This is a genomic window from Blastococcus sp. VKM Ac-2987 (assembly GCF_026967805.1).
Lineage (GTDB): Bacteria > Actinomycetota > Actinomycetes > Mycobacteriales > Geodermatophilaceae > Blastococcus.
Genome location: NZ_JAPVBG010000002.1, coordinates 213,230 through 228,992 on the forward strand (window position 1 = coordinate 213,230; position 15,763 = coordinate 228,992).

General features: G+C 75.6%; 14 protein-coding genes, 1 pseudogene and 1 riboswitch. Of the genes and pseudogenes, 7 read left to right on the forward strand and 8 right to left on the reverse strand.

The annotated features are described in order from the left end of the window. Positions 1–10: 10 nt before the first annotated feature. The 7 genes from O2W17_RS09865 to O2W17_RS09895 form a co-directional block, all read right to left on the reverse strand. Positions 11–1,588, reverse strand: a complete 1,578-nt coding sequence (locus O2W17_RS09865) for an FAD-binding oxidoreductase (protein WP_269192252.1) — start codon at positions 1,586–1,588, stop codon at positions 11–13. Beyond that, positions 1,585–2,928, reverse strand: a complete 1,344-nt coding sequence (locus O2W17_RS09870; protein WP_269192253.1) for a DNA polymerase IV — start codon at positions 2,926–2,928, stop codon at positions 1,585–1,587. The genes O2W17_RS09865 and O2W17_RS09870 overlap by 4 nt, the downstream gene beginning before the upstream one ends. A 60-nt stretch (positions 2,929–2,988) precedes the next feature. Then, positions 2,989–3,660: a TenA family transcriptional regulator gene (locus tag O2W17_RS09875; protein ID WP_269192254.1), complete on the reverse strand. Its 672-nt coding sequence runs from the start codon at positions 3,658–3,660 to the stop codon at positions 2,989–2,991. Beyond that, positions 3,657–4,469 carry a bifunctional hydroxymethylpyrimidine kinase/phosphomethylpyrimidine kinase gene (gene thiD / locus O2W17_RS09880; protein ID WP_269192255.1) on the reverse strand — a complete coding sequence of 271 codons (813 nt, stop codon included), beginning with the start codon at positions 4,467–4,469 and terminating at the stop codon, positions 3,657–3,659. Before thiD ends, O2W17_RS09875 begins: the two co-directional genes overlap by 4 nt. Continuing rightward, positions 4,466–5,128 carry a thiamine phosphate synthase gene (gene thiE / locus O2W17_RS09885; protein ID WP_269192256.1) on the reverse strand — a complete coding sequence of 221 codons (663 nt, stop codon included), beginning with the start codon at positions 5,126–5,128 and terminating at the stop codon, positions 4,466–4,468. Before thiE ends, thiD begins: the two co-directional genes overlap by 4 nt. Continuing rightward, a complete protein-coding gene (thiM, locus tag O2W17_RS09890) occupies positions 5,125–5,922 on the reverse strand; it encodes a hydroxyethylthiazole kinase (protein ID WP_269192257.1) in 798 nt (265 codons plus the stop codon). The genes thiE and thiM overlap by 4 nt, the downstream gene beginning before the upstream one ends. Further along, positions 5,916–6,010, reverse strand: a riboswitch (TPP riboswitch). Its footprint overlaps the gene before it by 7 nt. 81 nt (positions 6,011–6,091) lie before the next feature. Further along, positions 6,092–7,840, reverse strand: a complete 1,749-nt coding sequence (locus O2W17_RS09895) for a helicase (RefSeq protein ID WP_269192258.1) — start codon at positions 7,838–7,840, stop codon at positions 6,092–6,094. A 226-nt stretch (positions 7,841–8,066) separates the two neighbouring features. Here O2W17_RS09895 and O2W17_RS09900 point away from each other — a divergent pair, with 226 nt between their 5' ends. Genes O2W17_RS09900 through O2W17_RS09910 form a run of 3 tightly spaced genes read left to right on the forward strand, consistent with a single transcriptional unit; the run spans position 8,067 to position 10,531 of the window. Then, entirely contained in the window at positions 8,067–9,314 is a 1,248-nt protein-coding gene (locus O2W17_RS09900) for a DUF3152 domain-containing protein (RefSeq protein ID WP_269192259.1), read from the forward strand. 48 nt (positions 9,315–9,362) lie between these two features. Further along, complete coding sequence (locus O2W17_RS09905; RefSeq protein WP_269192260.1) at positions 9,363–10,199, forward strand: alpha/beta fold hydrolase; 837 nt, start codon at positions 9,363–9,365, stop codon at positions 10,197–10,199. Then, entirely contained in the window at positions 10,196–10,531 is a 336-nt protein-coding gene (locus O2W17_RS09910) for a YnfA family protein (protein WP_269192261.1), read from the forward strand. The genes O2W17_RS09905 and O2W17_RS09910 overlap by 4 nt, the downstream gene beginning before the upstream one ends. A gap of 26 nt (positions 10,532–10,557) precedes the next feature. On the opposite strand, the pseudogene O2W17_RS09915 reads toward O2W17_RS09910, so the two are convergent. Beyond that, a pseudogene (locus tag O2W17_RS09915) lies at positions 10,558–11,771 on the reverse strand (DUF222 domain-containing protein). Positions 11,772–12,474: 703 nt separating this feature from the next. Here O2W17_RS09915 and O2W17_RS09920 point away from each other — a divergent pair. The 4 genes from O2W17_RS09920 (at position 12,475) to pgm (ending at position 15,754) form a co-directional block, all read left to right on the forward strand. Then, positions 12,475–12,687, forward strand: a complete 213-nt coding sequence (locus O2W17_RS09920; protein ID WP_269192262.1) for a DUF4190 domain-containing protein — start codon at positions 12,475–12,477, stop codon at positions 12,685–12,687. A gap of 93 nt (positions 12,688–12,780) precedes the next feature. Beyond that, positions 12,781–13,638, forward strand: coding sequence for a helix-turn-helix domain-containing protein (locus O2W17_RS09925; RefSeq protein WP_269192263.1), 858 nt, complete (start codon positions 12,781–12,783; stop codon positions 13,636–13,638). After that, the gene (locus O2W17_RS09930) at positions 13,635–14,072 is read left to right on the forward strand and encodes a VOC family protein (protein WP_269192264.1); all 438 of its coding nucleotides are present in this window, start codon (positions 13,635–13,637) and stop codon (positions 14,070–14,072) included. Before O2W17_RS09925 ends, O2W17_RS09930 begins: the two co-directional genes overlap by 4 nt. 47 nt (positions 14,073–14,119) lie before the next feature. Beyond that, complete coding sequence (gene pgm, locus O2W17_RS09935) at positions 14,120–15,754, forward strand: phosphoglucomutase (alpha-D-glucose-1,6-bisphosphate-dependent) (protein WP_269192265.1); 1,635 nt, start codon at positions 14,120–14,122, stop codon at positions 15,752–15,754. Positions 15,755–15,763: the final 9 nt, after the last annotated feature.

Consider the following 15,763-nt stretch of genomic DNA (forward strand, 5'->3'; position numbering starts at 1 on the left):
TGGAGCCGTTCTACAGGGCGTGGTCCGGCGCTGCGTCGAGCAGCACGCCGGGGTTGAGGATGCCGGCCGGGTCCAGGGCGCCCTTCGTCGCCCGCAGTGCGAGGGCGAACGGCTCGGGGCGCTGCCGGTCGTAGCCGGGCCGGTGGTCGCGGCCGACCGCGTGGTGGTGGGTGATCGTGGCCTGCAGGCGCCCCAGCACCTCGGACGCCGCCGCCTTCACGTCGTCCCACATGGCCACCTCCGACCCGGGCCGGCCGGCGGCGAGCACGGTGAAGTACGGCGCCGCACCGTCGGGGTAGACGTGGGTGAGGCGGCAGTTCAGCAATCCCGGCGCACCGGTCACCGCCGTCACGGCGGCGCCGACCTCGTCGCGGACGGTCGCGTACAGCTCGGCCAGGCGGTCCCAGGTGCACGCCGTCTCGAACGTCTCGACGATCGCGCTCATCCGCGCCATGCCGTCCCGGACGTAGGGCATCCGCAGGAACGTGCTCCGCCAGGCGTCCGCGGCCGCGTCCGTCCCGCCACCCGCCTCGGCGACGACGCCGCCGTGCTCCCGGGCCAGGTCGGTGAGCTCGGCCAGCCGGCTCGCCACCGGGTGGGCGGCCGACTCCACGCCGAGCACCAGCACCGACTCCCCCGCCGAGGCGCCGGCCAGCGCGGCCTCCCCCGGGTCGAGCAGCCGGCAGTTCGCCGGATGGAGGCCTGCTTGCGCGATCGCCCGGACGGCCTCGAAGGCGGCGCTGACGTCGGCGAAGGTCACCGACGCCGAGGCCTTCCACCGGGGCCGGTCCTGCAGCCGCATCCACGCCTCGGTGATGACGCCGAGGGTGCCCTCCGAGCCGAGGAAGAGCCGGTCCGGCGATGGACCCGCGCCGGAGCCGGGCAGCCGCCACGACTCGCTGACCCCGGCCGGGGTCACGACGCGCAGCGATTCGACGAGGTCGTCGATGTGCGTGTGCAGCGTCGCGTAGTGGCCGCCCGCGCGGGTGGCCAGCCAGCCGCCCAGCGTGGAGAACTCGAAGCTCTGCGGGAAGTGCCGCAGCGTCAGCCCGTGCGGGCGCAGCTGCTCCTCCAGCACCGGCCCCAGCGCACCGCCCTGGATCCGGGCGGCCCGGCTGACCGGGTCGACCTCAAGGACACGGTCCAGCGCCGTGAGGTCCATCGACAGCCACGGCCGGTCGCCGCGGTACTCGACCCCGCCGACGACCGAGCTCCCGCCGCCGAAGGGCACGACGACCACCCCGGCCGATCCGGCCCACTCGAGCAGGTCGGCCACGTCGGCCTCGCCGCGGGGGAGGGCGACCAGGTCCGGCGCCCCGGAGAGGTCCCCGGCCAGCGCCCGGACGACGTCGCGGTATGCCTTCCCGTACGTGTGCGCGGCCCGGTCCGCGGGTGAGGTGGACACCGGCAGGGACGTCGGCGCGCTGACCCGGGACGGCGGCAGCGCGACGTCGGCCAGGTCGGGCACGGCGCGCGGCCGGTCCGGCAGGCCGGGCAGCAGCGCGCCCAGTGTGGCGCACTCGTCGTCGTCCAGCGCGCGGTCGGTCGTGCCCCAGCCCCACCAGGAGCGGGTCGCGGTTCCGGTCACTCGGGCGTCCTCCAGTGCGGGGGGTCGGCGGGCTGCAGCAACGGGTCGTCGGCGGCCAGCGTGCGCACCGGCCCGGGAGGCGTCAACGGTCCCTCGAAGCGCACCGTCACCCGGCCGAGCCCCCGCCCCCACACCCAGCCGGCCCCCAGCTCCTCGTGTCGCACGTCCTGCCCGGGCCACCAGCGCTTCTCGGCCGGCAGCGCCGGCTGCTCCGTCGGCTCCTCAGGGCCGGCGGGCGCGGGCGACTCCTGCGGGAGGTCCTCGTCGTCGGCGAACAGGTCGCCCTGCGCGTAGAGCGACAGCCCCGAGACGCCGACGCCGAGCAGCCGCAGCCCCCCGCTCGTGCCGGCCTCGGTGAGCAGCCGGCGGGCGGTCGCCGCGATCAGCCGGGCGTCATCGGTGGGCTGGGGCAGCGTCTGGGAGCGGGTGATGGTGGTGAAGTCGTACCGGCGCAGCTTCAGCGTGACGGTCCGGCCCGAGTAGGCCGACGACCGCAGCCGGCTGCCCACCCGGGTCGCCATCGAGTCGATCTCGCGGCCGAGGACGCCGACGTCGGTGAGGTCGCGCTCGAACGTCTCCTCGTGCGACACCGACTTCACCTCCCGGTCGGGGACGACGGCGCGGTCGTCCTCCGCGCGGGCCAGTGCGTGCAGCCCCGCGCCGTGCGCCCGCCCGGCCAGCGCGACGAGGTCGGGCAGCGACTTCGCCGCCAGGTCGGCGACGGTCTTCACCCCGACCTGGTGCAGCCGTTCCGCCGTCGCCGGGCCGACCCCGCCGAGCCGGGTGACCGGCAGCGGGTGCAGCACGTCGAGCTCACCGCCCGGCGGGACGACGACGAGGCCGTCCGGCTTGTCGAGATCTGAGGCGATCTTGGCCATGAGCTTGGAGCTGCCGATGCCGACCGACCCGGTGACGCCCCCGGTGGCCGTCGCGATCCGCTCCTTGAGCCTCCGGCCGAGTTCCGTCACACCGGAAACCGAGAGGTCGTGCCCCGGACCGGCGGCGAGGTCGACGTAGGCCTCGTCGATGGAGACCGGCTCCACCAGCGGCGAGAGTTCGCGGAGGAGTTCCATGACGACGTCGGAGGTCCGGCGGTACGCGGCGAACCGGCCGCCGAGGAACGCCGTTCCCGAAGGGCAGCGCCGCCGGGCCTCCGCCGTCGACATCGCCGAGCGTGCGCCGTAGGCCCGCGCCTCGTAGGAAGCCGTCGCGACGACGCCGCGGCCACCGACACCGCCCACCACCACCGGCCGGCCACGCAGCGACGGCTTGTCGCGCTGCTCCACGGCGGCGAAGAACGCATCCAGGTCCAGATGCAGGATGCTCGCCTCCCGCCGCATGCCCCCGATGATCGCCCGCGATGCCGTCCCCGGCTGCACCGGCCCCGGAGCGGCGCGGCGTCAGATCGGTACGGCCCAGCTCTCGCGGGCGTGCGCGGCGCGCCAGAACTCCAGCTCGTAGCGCGTCGCGACGGCGAAGGCGGTCAGCATCGCCGGCTCGTCGGCGGGCGAGGACCGGGCCGCGGCGTCGGTCAGCCTGCGCGCCTGCGCCGTCGCCACCTGGAACGGCTCGGCGTCGTAGGCGGCCACCCACCGGCGATACGGGTGCGCCGTCGCGGCCCGTGCCTGCGGCGCCAGGCGTGCACCGACGTCGGCGTAGACCCAGTAGCAGGGCAGCACGGCGGCCGCGGCGACGGCGTACGGAGCGGTGGCCGCCGTCGCCACCAGGTAGGAGGTGTAGCCCAGACAGGTGGGCGACGGGGTCGGCGGGGTGGCCGCCGGCCCGAGCAGCTCGGAGGCCAGCAGGTCGGCGTGCAGCTGGGTCTCCACGACGCCGCAGTTCTGCGCCGAGCCGGCCCAGAACGCGGCCGCCGCCGGGTCTGGGGCGCGCGCGGCGAGCAGGGCGAGCGCACGGGCGTAGCCGCCGAGGTAGAGGGAGTCCTGCTCCAGGTAGTGGCGGAACGACCCGGGCGAGAGCGTGCCGGCGCCGAGCTCGGCGAGGAAGGGCAGCTCGTCGATCGCGCGGCGGACCTCCGCCGTCGCCGCCCAGGCCCGGTCGCTGAACCCGCTCATGCCGGCCAGATCCCGGCGAAGTGGTGCACCGGCCCGTTCCCGGTTCCGATGCTCAGGGAGCTGCCCCCGATGAGCGCCCGGTGCAGGTAGTCGCGCGCTCCCTCGACGAGCGGTACCCACTCGGGCGGTCCCCCGGCCCGCGCGGCCAGCGCGGCGATCGCCGAGGAGAGCGTGCAGCCCGTGCCGTGCGTGGCCGCCGTGCGCACCCGCGGCCGGCGGGTGACCGCCGTCCCGGCGGCCGTGGCGAGCACGTCCACGCTCTCCTCGCCGCCGAGGTGGCCGCCCTTGATCAGCACGGCGCCCGGGCCGAGCTCCAGCAGGGCCCGGGCCTGTGCGTGCATCCCGTCGACGTCGCCGGCCGGCGCGGTGCCCAGCAGGGCGGCGGCCTCGGGGACGTTGGGCGTCACCAGGTCGGCCACCGGCAGCAGGTCCGTGCGGACCGCGGCGACCGCGTCGTCGTCGATCAGCCGGTCGCCGCTCGTCGCGACCATCACCGGGTCGCAGACCACCGGGCCCGGGCGGCGCTCGGCCAGCACCGCCGCCACCTCGCGGACCACCGCGGCGCTGCCCAGCATGCCGAGCTTGGTGGCGTGCACCTCGACGTCGTCGAGGAGCGTGCGCAGCTGCTCCCCCACGAAGCCGGCCGGCACCGGGTGGATGCCGGTGACGCCGTGCGTGTTCTGCGCGGTGAGCGCGGTGAGGACGGCGGTGCCGTACGCGCCGAGGGCGCTGAACGTCTTGAGGTCGGCCTGGATCCCCGCGCCGCCGCTGGGGTCGCTGCCGGCCACGGTGAGTGCGGTCGGCGTCATCGCGCGCCCACCGGTGCGATCGCCGCCCGCAGCGCGGCGGCCGCGGCGTGCGGGTCGGGCGCCGCGCAGACGGCGGAGACGACGCAGATGCCGTCGACCCCGGTGGCGGCCACGGCGGCGGCCCGGTCGGCGTCGATGCCGCCGATCGCCACCGCCCGCAGCCCGCCGGCCTGCGCCGTCCGCGCCAGGTCGCGCACCGCGTCCAGCCCGAGCCCCGGGCCGGCCTCCGGCTTGGTCGGGGTCGCCCAGACCGGGCTGAGACCGACGACGTCGACGGTGCCGGGCGGCAGCCGCAGCGCCGCGGCCAGGTCGTCGGCGCTCTCCACGGACAGGCCGACCAGCCGGTCGGGCCCCAGCAGACCCCGCACCTCGGTCACCGGCAGGTCCTCCTGGCCCACGTGCACGCCGTCCGCACCGGCGAGGAGCGCGACGTCCACGGCGTCGTTGACCACGACCGGCACGTCCGGCCGGTCGGCCAGGGCGGCGCGCACCGCGCGGGTCAGGGCCAGCAGCTCCCGGCGGGAGGCGTGCTTGTCGCGCACCTGGACGGCGGTGACCCCGCCGGCGACGGCCGCGCGCACCACGTCGGCCACCGGCCGCGGGCGGCACAGCGCGGTGTCGGTGACGAGGTACAGCGCGAGGTCGACGGCCGGGCTCATCGAGCGGGCCGGACGTCGGCGCGGGCGAGTTCCTCCGGGCCCACCGAGTCCAGCGCGTCGAGCCAGGCGGCGGCGAAGGTCCCCGGCCCCGCGGCGGTGCGGGCGGCCTGCTCCGCGGCCAGGGCGACGTGCGCGTGCGCCGCCACGGCGCCGGTCAGCGCGTCGCCGGTCGCGGCGACGTAGGCGGCGACCAGCGCGCCGAGCGCGCACCCGGCGCCGGTGGTGCGGGTCAGCAGGGGCGAGCCGCCGCCGACCCGCACGGTCCGGACGCCGTCGGTGAGCAGGTCCACCTCGCCGCTCACGGCCACGACGCCGCCGGTGCGCGCCGCCAGCTCGCCGGCCGCGGTCGCCGCGTCGTCGGCCCCGGCGGTGCTGTCCACCCCGCGCCCGCCTGCCCCGGCCCCCGCCAGGGCCATGACCTCCGAGGCGTTGCCGCGGACGACCGCGGGCGACAGCTCGACCAGCTCGGCGGCCAGCCGGGTGCGGTAGGCGAGGCCGCCGACGGCCACCGGGTCGAGCACCCACGGCGTGCCCGCCGCTCCGGCCGAGCGGGCGGCTCCCCGCATGGCCTCGGCGGTGCGCGCGTGCACCGTGCCCACGTTGACCAGGACGGCGGAGGCGACGGCGGCGAAGTCGCCGGCCTCCTCGGGCGCGTCCACCATCGCGGGGGCCGCGCCCACCGCGAGCAGGGCGTTGGCGGTGAACGTCTGCACGACCGTGTTGGTCAGGCAGTGCACCAGGGGTGCGTTCTCGGTCAGCGCCGTCCGGGCAGCGCTCAGGTCGATGGCTTCCACGCCGGTGACATCCCTTCGCCAGTGCGAACTGGAGCAGGTTCGACGGGTGTGATCTCAGTCCCCGGGCGGGACACCCCGTGCCACGTACGGCCCGAACCTAACCCAGCCGGCGCCCGGCGTCACGGCGGAGGGGTCCCCGGCCCGCTGCGCGCCTGGACCGGCGGGTGGGTCACCCCTCGGTCAGGGCGGCGGCGGGCAGCCAGTCGGCGTCCAGCAGTTCGGCGATCTCCTGCAGCGACGAGGTGTCGGCACCGGCCGCCGAGCCGCTCACCGCCAGCCGCTCCACCATCACCCGGGCCACCTGCTCCTCCACCGTGTCGGCGGCGAACGCCACCCGCCACGGCGAGGTCCTCCCGTCCCGGTGCGTCCGGCCGGTCACCTGCCGGGCCTGGATGCCGGAGAACCGCGGCTGGTGGAACAGCCCCACCCGCGGGGTCTCCGACGCCGTCGCGCCGTCGGGCAGCAGCTCCCCGGCGTGCAGGCTGATCGACGCGGTGACGGTGAAGACGCAGACGGCGGCCTCGCCCCGCTGGAACCGCAGCCGTTCGGCCTCCACGTCGAACCGGTCGCGGCCGTAGATCCCGGCGACGGGGATGCCGGCGTCCAGCAGCGCCCCGCGGATCGGGTCGGCCGCGGTCTCGACGAACTCGACCGACACCGCCACCTGCCGCTCGGCCTCCACCTGGGCCTTGATCCAGTCGACGGTGGCCTGCACCCGGATCAGCCCGGCCTTCTGCCGGAAGCGCAGCAGCGCCGCCCGGCCGCGCGCCGCCTGCCGCCCGCGCCGGGCCAGCTGCATCTCGGCCCGGAACTCCGACCACTCCGCCTCGTACGACGCGCGCTCCGCCGGCGTCAGCAGCACCGGGGTGCCGGTGACCGAGACCGGCCCCCACGGCGCCGGGCGGTGCAGCGTGGCCGGGGGGTCGGCCTGGGCCAGCCAGGTCTGCAGCCGGGCCAGGTCGGCCCGGCGCTCGTCGGCGTCCTCGGTCCATTGCCAGCCGTAGCGGCCACGTTCCACGTGGAACGTGTGCCGCTCCAGCGCCTTGGGGAGGTCCGCCCACTCCTTGATCGACTCGCCGTGCCGGGCAGCGAACTCCGGGGCCAGGTAGGGCAGTTCGAGCGGCGTGTGCGCCGGGGTCGCGGTGGCGGCGAGCACGTAGGGGGTGTCCTTGACCCGCGCGGCGCCGGAGACGGCCTTCCAGTGCTTCCAGCGCTGCGTCGTCGTGTGCCGCACCATGTGCGCCTCGTCGGCGACGACGACGTCGAACCGGAGCTTCGCCACCTTGCCCAGCCGGTCCCAGGTGGTGACGCACCAGCGCAGCCCGCCGTCGCCGAACCCGGCGATCGAGCGCGCCCAGTGCGGGATGGTGATGGCGGCCGGCCGGTCGGCGATGACCAGCACCGTGCGGACGTCGCGTTGCTCGGCGATCGCCTTCACCGCGAGGATCGCCGTCCCGGTCTTCCCGACGCCCGGGTCGTCGCCGAGCAGGAAGACCCGGCCCCCCGCCGCGGCGTGCGCCGCCACCACGTCGGCGCCGTCGCACTGCTGGTCGCGCGGGGTGAGCGGCCGGGCTTCGGGGAGCGGGCGGGGCGTGGAGTTCAGCTCGTCCTCGAGGAAGCGTTCCAGGCTGTAGGCGGGCGGGTCGTACGGCGCCAGCTCGGGCGGCAGCGCCCGGCCGACCCACACGTGGGCCTGCAGTCCCGCGTGCCAGACGGCGCCCGGCGCCGGCGCCCGGAACGGCACCGACAGCACCCACACCCGCTCCCCCGGCGCTGCGGTCGGCAGCTCGGGCGCGGTCTGCTTCGCCGCCGCCTTCCGCGGGGCGGGCTTCCGCGGCGCCGCCTTCGCCGTCGTCCGACGGGTGCGGGTGGTGCTGCTCGTGCGGCCGCTGCTCGCGCTCCGGCGTCGTCCTGGCATCTGCGTCCCCCTCGTGGATCCCCCGGCACGGTAGAGGCGGGGGCCGACGGCGCCGCGCAGGCGCCGGGCACGCCGGGGCGGCGTCGTGCGCAGCTCCCTTCACCGGCCGGCCCGGATGCGGTAGACCGATCCCCGTCAGAAGCCGGTTCCGAGCGGGGGCGTCCGCCGCATGCCGGCCCGACGTCGACCGGACGCGTGGGCGGTCCCGTCCGCGCCGGAGGACCTGATGTCCCGAGCTGCTCGTTGCCTTCTCGCCGTCCTCGTCGCGCTGGCGGGCGTGGTGCTGGTGCCGTCCGGCGCCTCGGCCGCGGAGCGGACGGTGACCTACACCGTGACCTCGCGCGGCGGGGTGTCCGCCGACCTCGGCCAGTTCGCCGCCGTCGCCCGCGAGGCGCTCACCGATCCGCGGGGGTGGAGCCTCGGGGGCACCCTGGCCTTCGAGCAGGTCGGGTCGGGCAGCGACTTCGACCTGATCCTGGCCTCGCCGTCGGTGATCGCGGCGGCGTCGCCCGGCTGCAGCGCCCAGTGGAGCTGCCGGGTGGGTCGCTCGGTGTACATCAACGACGAGCGCTGGCGCTTCGGCACCGCCAGCTGGCCGCACTCGCTCGCGCTGTACCAGCGCTACGTGGTCCAGCACGAGGTCGGGCACTGGATCGGCATCCCGCACACCGACTGCCCCACCCCCGGGCGCACCGCCTGGGTGATGCAGCAGCAGTCGATCTCCCTGCAGGGCTGCCGGGCGAACCTGTGGCCGGTCATCGCCGAGCGCGAGCAGGCCGGGCAGCGGATGGGGGTGTCGGTCGGCTGGTCGGCGATCGAGGGGCGCTACCGGGCCCTCGGCCAGGACGGCGGGATGCTCGGGGTGCCGGTGGACTGGGAGCAATACTCCCCGGACGGCGTCGGCGCGTACCAGAACTTCGCCCGCCCGGCGACGATCTACTACAGCCCGGCGACCGGGGCACACGAGATCTACGGGGCCATCCGCGGGCACTACGGGTCGCTGGGCTACGAGCTCGGCCTGCTGGGCTACCCGACGACCGGGGAGCGCGGGTCGCCGGACGGCGTCGGGCGCTACCAGAACTTCGCCCGCCCCGGGACCATCTACTTCACCCCGGCGACCGGGGCGCACGAGATCTACGGCGCCATCCGCGGGCACTACGGGTCGCTGGCCTACGAGCTGGGCCCGCTGGGCTACCCGATCACCGGGGAGCGCAGCTCGCCCGACGGGGTCGGGCGCTACCAGAACTTCTCCCGGCCCGGCGGCGCCTCGATCTACTTCACGCCGGGCACCGGGGCGCACGAGGTGTACGGGCCGATCTGGTCCCGCTGGGGGGAGACCGGCTGGGAGCTGGGGCAGCTCGGCTACCCGGTGAGCGGCGTCTACGCCGTCGCGGGCGGCAGCCGGACCGACTTCCAGGGCGGGTACATCACGCTGGACGACGCCACCGGGCAGACCGAGGTCGTGTTCGGCTGAGCACGGCCGGGAGACGCACGGCGCGCCCCGCTCTGGTGGAATCGCCCGGTGACGGAGAACCCCGACGAGACCCTGGCCGCCCGGACGGTGGGTGAGGCCGGCCCGCGCGTCGTCTTCGTGCACGGCCTGTTCGGCCAGGGCAAGAACTGGACCACCATCGCCAAGGGGCTGGCCGGGGACCACCGGGTGACCCTGCTCGACCTGCCCAATCACGGCCACTCCCCGTGGACCGACCGCATCGACTACGTGGACATGGCCGAGATGGTCGCCGCGGAGCTGGCGCCCTACGGCGAACCGGTCACGCTGGTCGGGCACTCGATGGGCGGCAAGGTGGCGATGCAGCTGGCGCTGCGCCGGCCGGAGCTGCTGCGGGCCCTGGTGGTCGTGGACGTCGCCCCGGTCGAGTACCCGCTGCAGGGCGGCCGCACCGAGGACCCCGACGAGGAGGCGTCGCCGTTCGCCGCCTTCATCGCCGCGATGCGCGAGGTGGACCTGGAGTCGCTGGGCTCCCGCACCGAGGCCGACGCCGCCCTGCGCACCGCCGTCCCCAGCCGGATGGTGCGCAGCTTCCTGCTGCAGAGCCTGAGCCGGGAGGAGGAGGGCGACGGCTGGCACTGGCGGCTGAACCTCGAGCTCCTCCAGCGCGACCTCGGCGAGCTCCGGGGCTTCCCCGAGCCCCCGCCCGGTGCGACCTTCGACGGGCCGGTGCTGTGGCTCGCCGGGGCGAACTCGCACTACGTGCTCCCGGAGGACCGGCCGCAGATGGATGCGCTGTTCCCCGCCACGCGGCTGGTGAAGGTGAAGAACGCCGGGCACTGGGTGCACTCCGAGCAGCCCGAGGTGTTCCTGGCGACGCTGCGCCGGTTCCTCGACGGGGTCGAGTGACCGTCACCCGCTCGCTGCTGCTGTTCGCCCTCGCCGCGCTCGCCGAGATCGGCGGTGCCTGGCTGGTGTGGCAGGGCGTCCGCGAGCACCGCGGCTGGGCCTGGATCGGTGCCGGTGTGGTGGCGCTGGGCCTGTACGGCTTCGTCGCGACCCTGCAGCCGGACGCGCACTTCGGCCGCATCCTCGCCGCGTACGGCGGTGTCTTCGTCGCGGGCTCCCTGGCCTGGGGCATGGTCGTCGACGGGTTCCGGCCCGACCGGTACGACGTCGCCGGTGCGCTGCTCTGCCTGGTCGGCGTCGCGGTGATCATGTACGCCCCGCGCGGCGCGTAGGTGGCAGCGGCGGTGCCGCCGGTGGGTCAGGGGCCGGCGCGGCTGAGGATCTCGGTGCCGTCCGGCCGATAGGTGTGCCAGCGAGCGGTCCCGGGATCCCGGCGGATGGTGAACCCGCCTTCGTGACAGCTCGTGTGGTGGCGTTCGCAGAGCAGCGCGCCGTTGTCGCAGCTCGTCGGCCCGCCGTGGGCCCAGTGGACGACATGGTGGACGTCGCACCACTCCGGCGGGGCATCGCAGCCGGCGAACACGCAGTGCTCGTCGCGGAGCTCGATCGCGCGGCGGATGCCCGCGCTCGAGCTCCGCTGTTCGCGGCCGACGTCGAGCGGCAGCCCGCTCGGGCCGGTGAGGATGCGGGACACGCCGGCATCGCAGGCCAGCCGCCGCGCCGTCTCCGGGTTGATCGGACCGGCCCACCCGAGCGCGCCACCCGCGAAGCCCGCAGCCCCTCGTTCGGCGCACGGTGCCATCAGGTCGATGGTGACCCGGACGTGCGGCCGTTCACCGCGAACCGTCGGTAGCCCTCCGCCGTCCAGGGCCCCGCGAGCCAGTGCGATGAGAGCGTCGCCCTGCCGTTCCCCGTGGGACCGGAGGTCGTCGGCCGGGCGGTCGCCGTTCATCAGTGCGGCCAGCGCCGTGTGCAGGTACTCGCCGCCGACGGCGTCGAGCTCCCCGCGCAGGTGCACCCGCCCGTCCAGGCCGGACGCCATGGTGAACCGGCGGCGGGTGTCGGCGGCGTCGTCCAGCGTGCCTCGGGATCCACGCCGGCGACCCACTGCGCGACCCCGCGCGCGGTCTCCTGAGGGCCCGTCGCCCGTGCCAGTCCGGCCAGGATGCGGTCGCTCTCCGCGAGCTCGATCCCCGCCACGGCGGCCTTGGCGATCCGCCCGGGAGTCATGGCCTTCGTGATGACGCGGGCGTGCGTCGCAGTGATGTCGCCGGAGGCGAAAGCCACCGCGGTCTCCGGCAGGAGCTCGAGCCGCCGGCCGGTGGAGACCGTCGCCGTCGCCTGCTCGGGAGCCATCCGGCAGCTGCCGCGCAGCCATGCCTTCATGGACACTGCGCCGTCGTGTCGGTAGGCCTCGCGACGGTCGGCGGCCCGCACGGCCGACGTGAGCGCTGCGGCAACGCGGTTGGCCGTGGTGCTCAGCTCGCCGACGAGGTCGAGCAGCGTGTCGTCCGACAGCTCGTCGAGGTCGATCGCAGCCAGGTCGTCGAGGGCGGATCGCAGCTCTGACATGCCCCCGCCCCTCCCGGCAGACCCCGACCGACGCCCTGAGAGTAGAGCCGCGGTACGACAGAAACCGCAGGTCAGCGTCGAGAAGGACCCCCAAAGTGCAGGTTGGAGGTTGGGTTTCCGTCTGTGGCCCGACGCGCGCGGATGCAGCTCAACCGCCGCCCGGCGCGTGGCTGGAGGATGCCGCGCTGGAGGACCTGGACGACCTTCCGGCTCCTGGGGTCATCGCCCGGGGAAACGTCGACGACCTCATCGCCGCTCTCGCAGAGTTCGAGGCAGTTGCCGTCACCCCGAGGAAGCCGGCGTGCCGGCGTCCGTGGAGCACTGGCCGTCCTCCCCCTTTCCGTCGGCGTCAGCCGACCTCGGTCCCAACGACTCCCTCGTCAGGGTGGTCGTGCCAAGCGTCGCGTCTCACTGCCGTCGCTAACCGTCACGACGTGGGGGACCGCCCGGGGCCGACGTCGCTCCCGGATGCGCGCCCGGGAGCGAGCAGATGACATACCCCGCTCCTAGTGAGCCCGGCGCCGGCGACCCGTACGGCAGGCTGGGCCCCGCGGCCTGGGGGCAGGAGCAGGCGCCCTACGGCGGCTACCCACCGGCCGGCGGTTACCACCGTCCCCCGCCGCCTCCAGTGACCGGGTTCCCAGGCCCGTACCGTCAGCCGATCGGCGGGTTTCCCTACGCCCCGCCACGGCGCACGAACGGCATGGCCATCGCCTCGATGGTGCTGGGCATCCTCTGGATCTACTGGATCGGCAGCATCCTGGCGCTCGTCTTCGGCTACACCGCGAAGAGCCAGATCCGGGAGCGCGGGGAGTCCGGGGGCGGCATGGCGACGGCCGGCATCGTGCTGGGCTGGATCGGCGTGGGCTTCCTGGCTGTCGGGGTGATCTTCGGGGTGGCGTCCGCAGGCTCCTGAGCCGCGGGCGCGGAGCGCCAGCATCGGCGCCCACGTGACCTGGTCGCACACGCGCTACTGGAGCCGGGACCCTTCCGCTGCCATCGTGGTGGCGTGCGGCAGGAGTCGGTGGTGCACCGCCCGCACCCCGCGCTGCGCCAGTACGTCGCCGCCGCCGTCGGCTACCGGCACGAGGGCCTGCCGCCCGGAGAGCACCTCGGTCTCCCGTCCCCCTGGCTGACCCTCATCCTTCCGCTGGACGAGCCGCTGGGCATGGCCGCCCATCCCGATCCGGCGCAGCCGCCCGGCCGGTACGACACAGTCGTCGGCGGGCTGCACACCCGGCCGGTCCGCATCGTCCACCCCGGTCGGCTGGCCGGGCTCCAGCTGTCCCTCACGCCGGCCGGTGCCCGGGCGCTGCTCGGCTGCCCGGCAGCTGCACTGGCGTCGCTCGACGTGCCGCTGGACGCCGTCCTCGGCCCGGCGGGGCGCGAGCTGGCCGACCGCGTCCGGGCGGCCGGCGGCTGGTCCGGGCGGTTCGCGGCGGTGGATGAGGTCCTGCTGCGGCAGCTGCGTCGGGATGACCCCGGCCCGCCGGCGGAGGTCGCCGAGGCGTGGCGGCTGACCACGGCGACCGGCGGTCGGCTGCGGGTGGCGGAGGTGGCCCGGCAGGTCGGCTGGTCGCCCCGGCACCTGGAGCAGCGGTTCCGCGCCGAGACCGGTCTCGCCCCCAAGGAGGCCGCGCGGGTCACCCGCTTCGACCGCGCCCGGCGTGCCCTGGCCTCCCGGGTAGCGGCCGGGCGCGCCCCCGACCTGGCGGCGCTGGCGGTGGCCGGCGGGTTCTCCGACCAGGCGCACCTCACCCGGGAGTGGCGGGCCTTCTCCGGCCTGCCGCCCACCCGCTGGCTCGCCGCGGAGTTCGGATTCGTGCAAGACACCGCCGCCGTCAGCACGGCACTGTCGACGCCATGACGACGACGCACCAGAGCGACCAGCAGCAGACGACGCCGGCCCCCACGGTCTGGCCGGCCTTCCGGGCCCGTGACGCGCGCGGGCTGATCCGCTTCCTCGTGGACGCCTTCGGGTTCGAGGAGACCGCCGTGTACGGCGAGGGCGACCGGGTCGACCACGCCCAGCTGTCCTGGCCCGAGGGCGGGGGCGTCATGTTCGGCTCGGTGCGGGACGACGGCGACGACGCGTGGCCGGCGCGGCCGGGCACCGCGGCCTGCTACGTCGTGACCGCCGACCCCGACGCGGTGCACGCGCGCGCGGTCGCCGCGGGCGCGGAGGTCGTCCGGCCGCCCTCGACCACCGACTACGGCTCCCAGGAGTTCTCCGCCCGCGACCCGGAGGGCAACCTCTGGTCGTTCGGCACCTACCCGGGCGAGCCGCGCCGGGCCGGCTGATCCGTCAGATCTCGCGCGGACGCCGTCGGGGCGCCAAGATCAACCACATGAGCGACGCCCGTGCCGGACAGCCCGCCCAGCCCGCCGACCTGATCGACGTCGCCTCGCTGGTCAGCGCCTACTACACGGTGGAGCCCGACCCGGCGGAGCCCGCGCAGCAGGTGGCGTTCGGCACCTCCGGTCACCGGGGGTCGGCGCTGGACGCCGCCTTCAACGAGGCGCACATCCTCGCGACCACCCAGGCCATCTGCGAGTACCGCGCCGAGCAGGGCTTCGACGGGCCGCTGTTCCTGGGCCGGGACACCCACGCGCTGTCGGAGCCGGCGTGGGCGACGGCGCTCGAGGTGCTGGCCGCCAACGACGTGACAGTGCTGGTCGACGCCGGTGGGCGCTACACCCCCACCCCGGCGATCAGCCACGCCATCCTGCGGGCCAACGCCGGCCGCACCTCGGGGATGGCCGACGGCATCGTCGTCACCCCGTCGCACAACCCGCCGCGCGACGGCGGGTTCAAGTACAACCCGCCGAGCGGCGGCCCGGCCGACACCGACGCCACGGGGTGGATCGCCGGGCGGGCCAACGAGCTGCTGCGCGCGGGGCTCAGCGGGGTGCGCCGGGTGCCGCTGGACCAGGCCCGCTCCGCCGCGGAGGCCTACGACTTCCTCGGCACCTACGTCGACGACCTGCCCTCGGTGATCGACATCGACGCGATCCGCGACGCCGGGGTCCGGATCGGCGCCGACCCCCTCGGCGGCGCCAGCGTCGACTACTGGGCGGCCATCGCCGAGCGGCACCGGCTCGACCTCACGGTGGTCAACCCGCTCGTCGACCCGACCTGGCGGTTCATGACGCTGGACTGGGACGGCAAGATCCGGATGGACTGCTCCTCCCCCTCGGCGATGGCTTCGCTGGTCGCCCGCCGGGACGAGTTCCAGATCGCCACCGGCAACGACGCCGACGCCGACCGGCACGGCATCGTGACCCCCGACGGCGGGCTGATGAACCCCAACCACTTCCTCGCCGTCGCGATCGCCTACCTGCTCAGCCACCGGCCGGGTTGGGCGAAGGACGTCGCCGTCGGCAAGACGCTGGTGTCCAGCTCCCTCATCGACCGGGTCGTCACCGACATGGGCCGGACGCTGGTCGAGGTGCCGGTCGGGTTCAAGTGGTTCGTGCCCGGCCTGCTGGACGGATCGGTCGGCTTCGGCGGCGAGGAGTCCGCCGGTGCCTCCTTCCTGCGCCGGGACGGCAGCGTCTGGACGACGGACAAGGACGGCATCCTGCTGGCCCTGCTGGCCGCCGAGATCCAGGCCGTGACGGGCCGGTCCCCCTCGAAGCTGCACCGCCAGCTCACCGACCACTTCGGCGAGTCCGCCTACGCCCGCATCGACGCCCCGGCCTCCCGCGCGGAGAAGGCGGCCCTCGGGAAGCTCTCCCCCGAGGCCGTCTCGGCGACCGAGCTGGCGGGCGAGGCGATCACGGCCAAGCTCACCCGGGCGCCGGGCAACGACGCCGCGATCGGCGGCCTCAAGGTGACGACCGAGAACGCCTGGTTCGCCGCCCGCCCGTCCGGCACCGAGGACGTCTACAAGATCTACGCGGAGTCCTTCCGCGGGCCCGAGCACCTGGCGCAGGTGCAGGAGGAGGCCCGCGCCGTCGTCGGCGCCGCGCTCGGCGGCTGACCGGGGCGC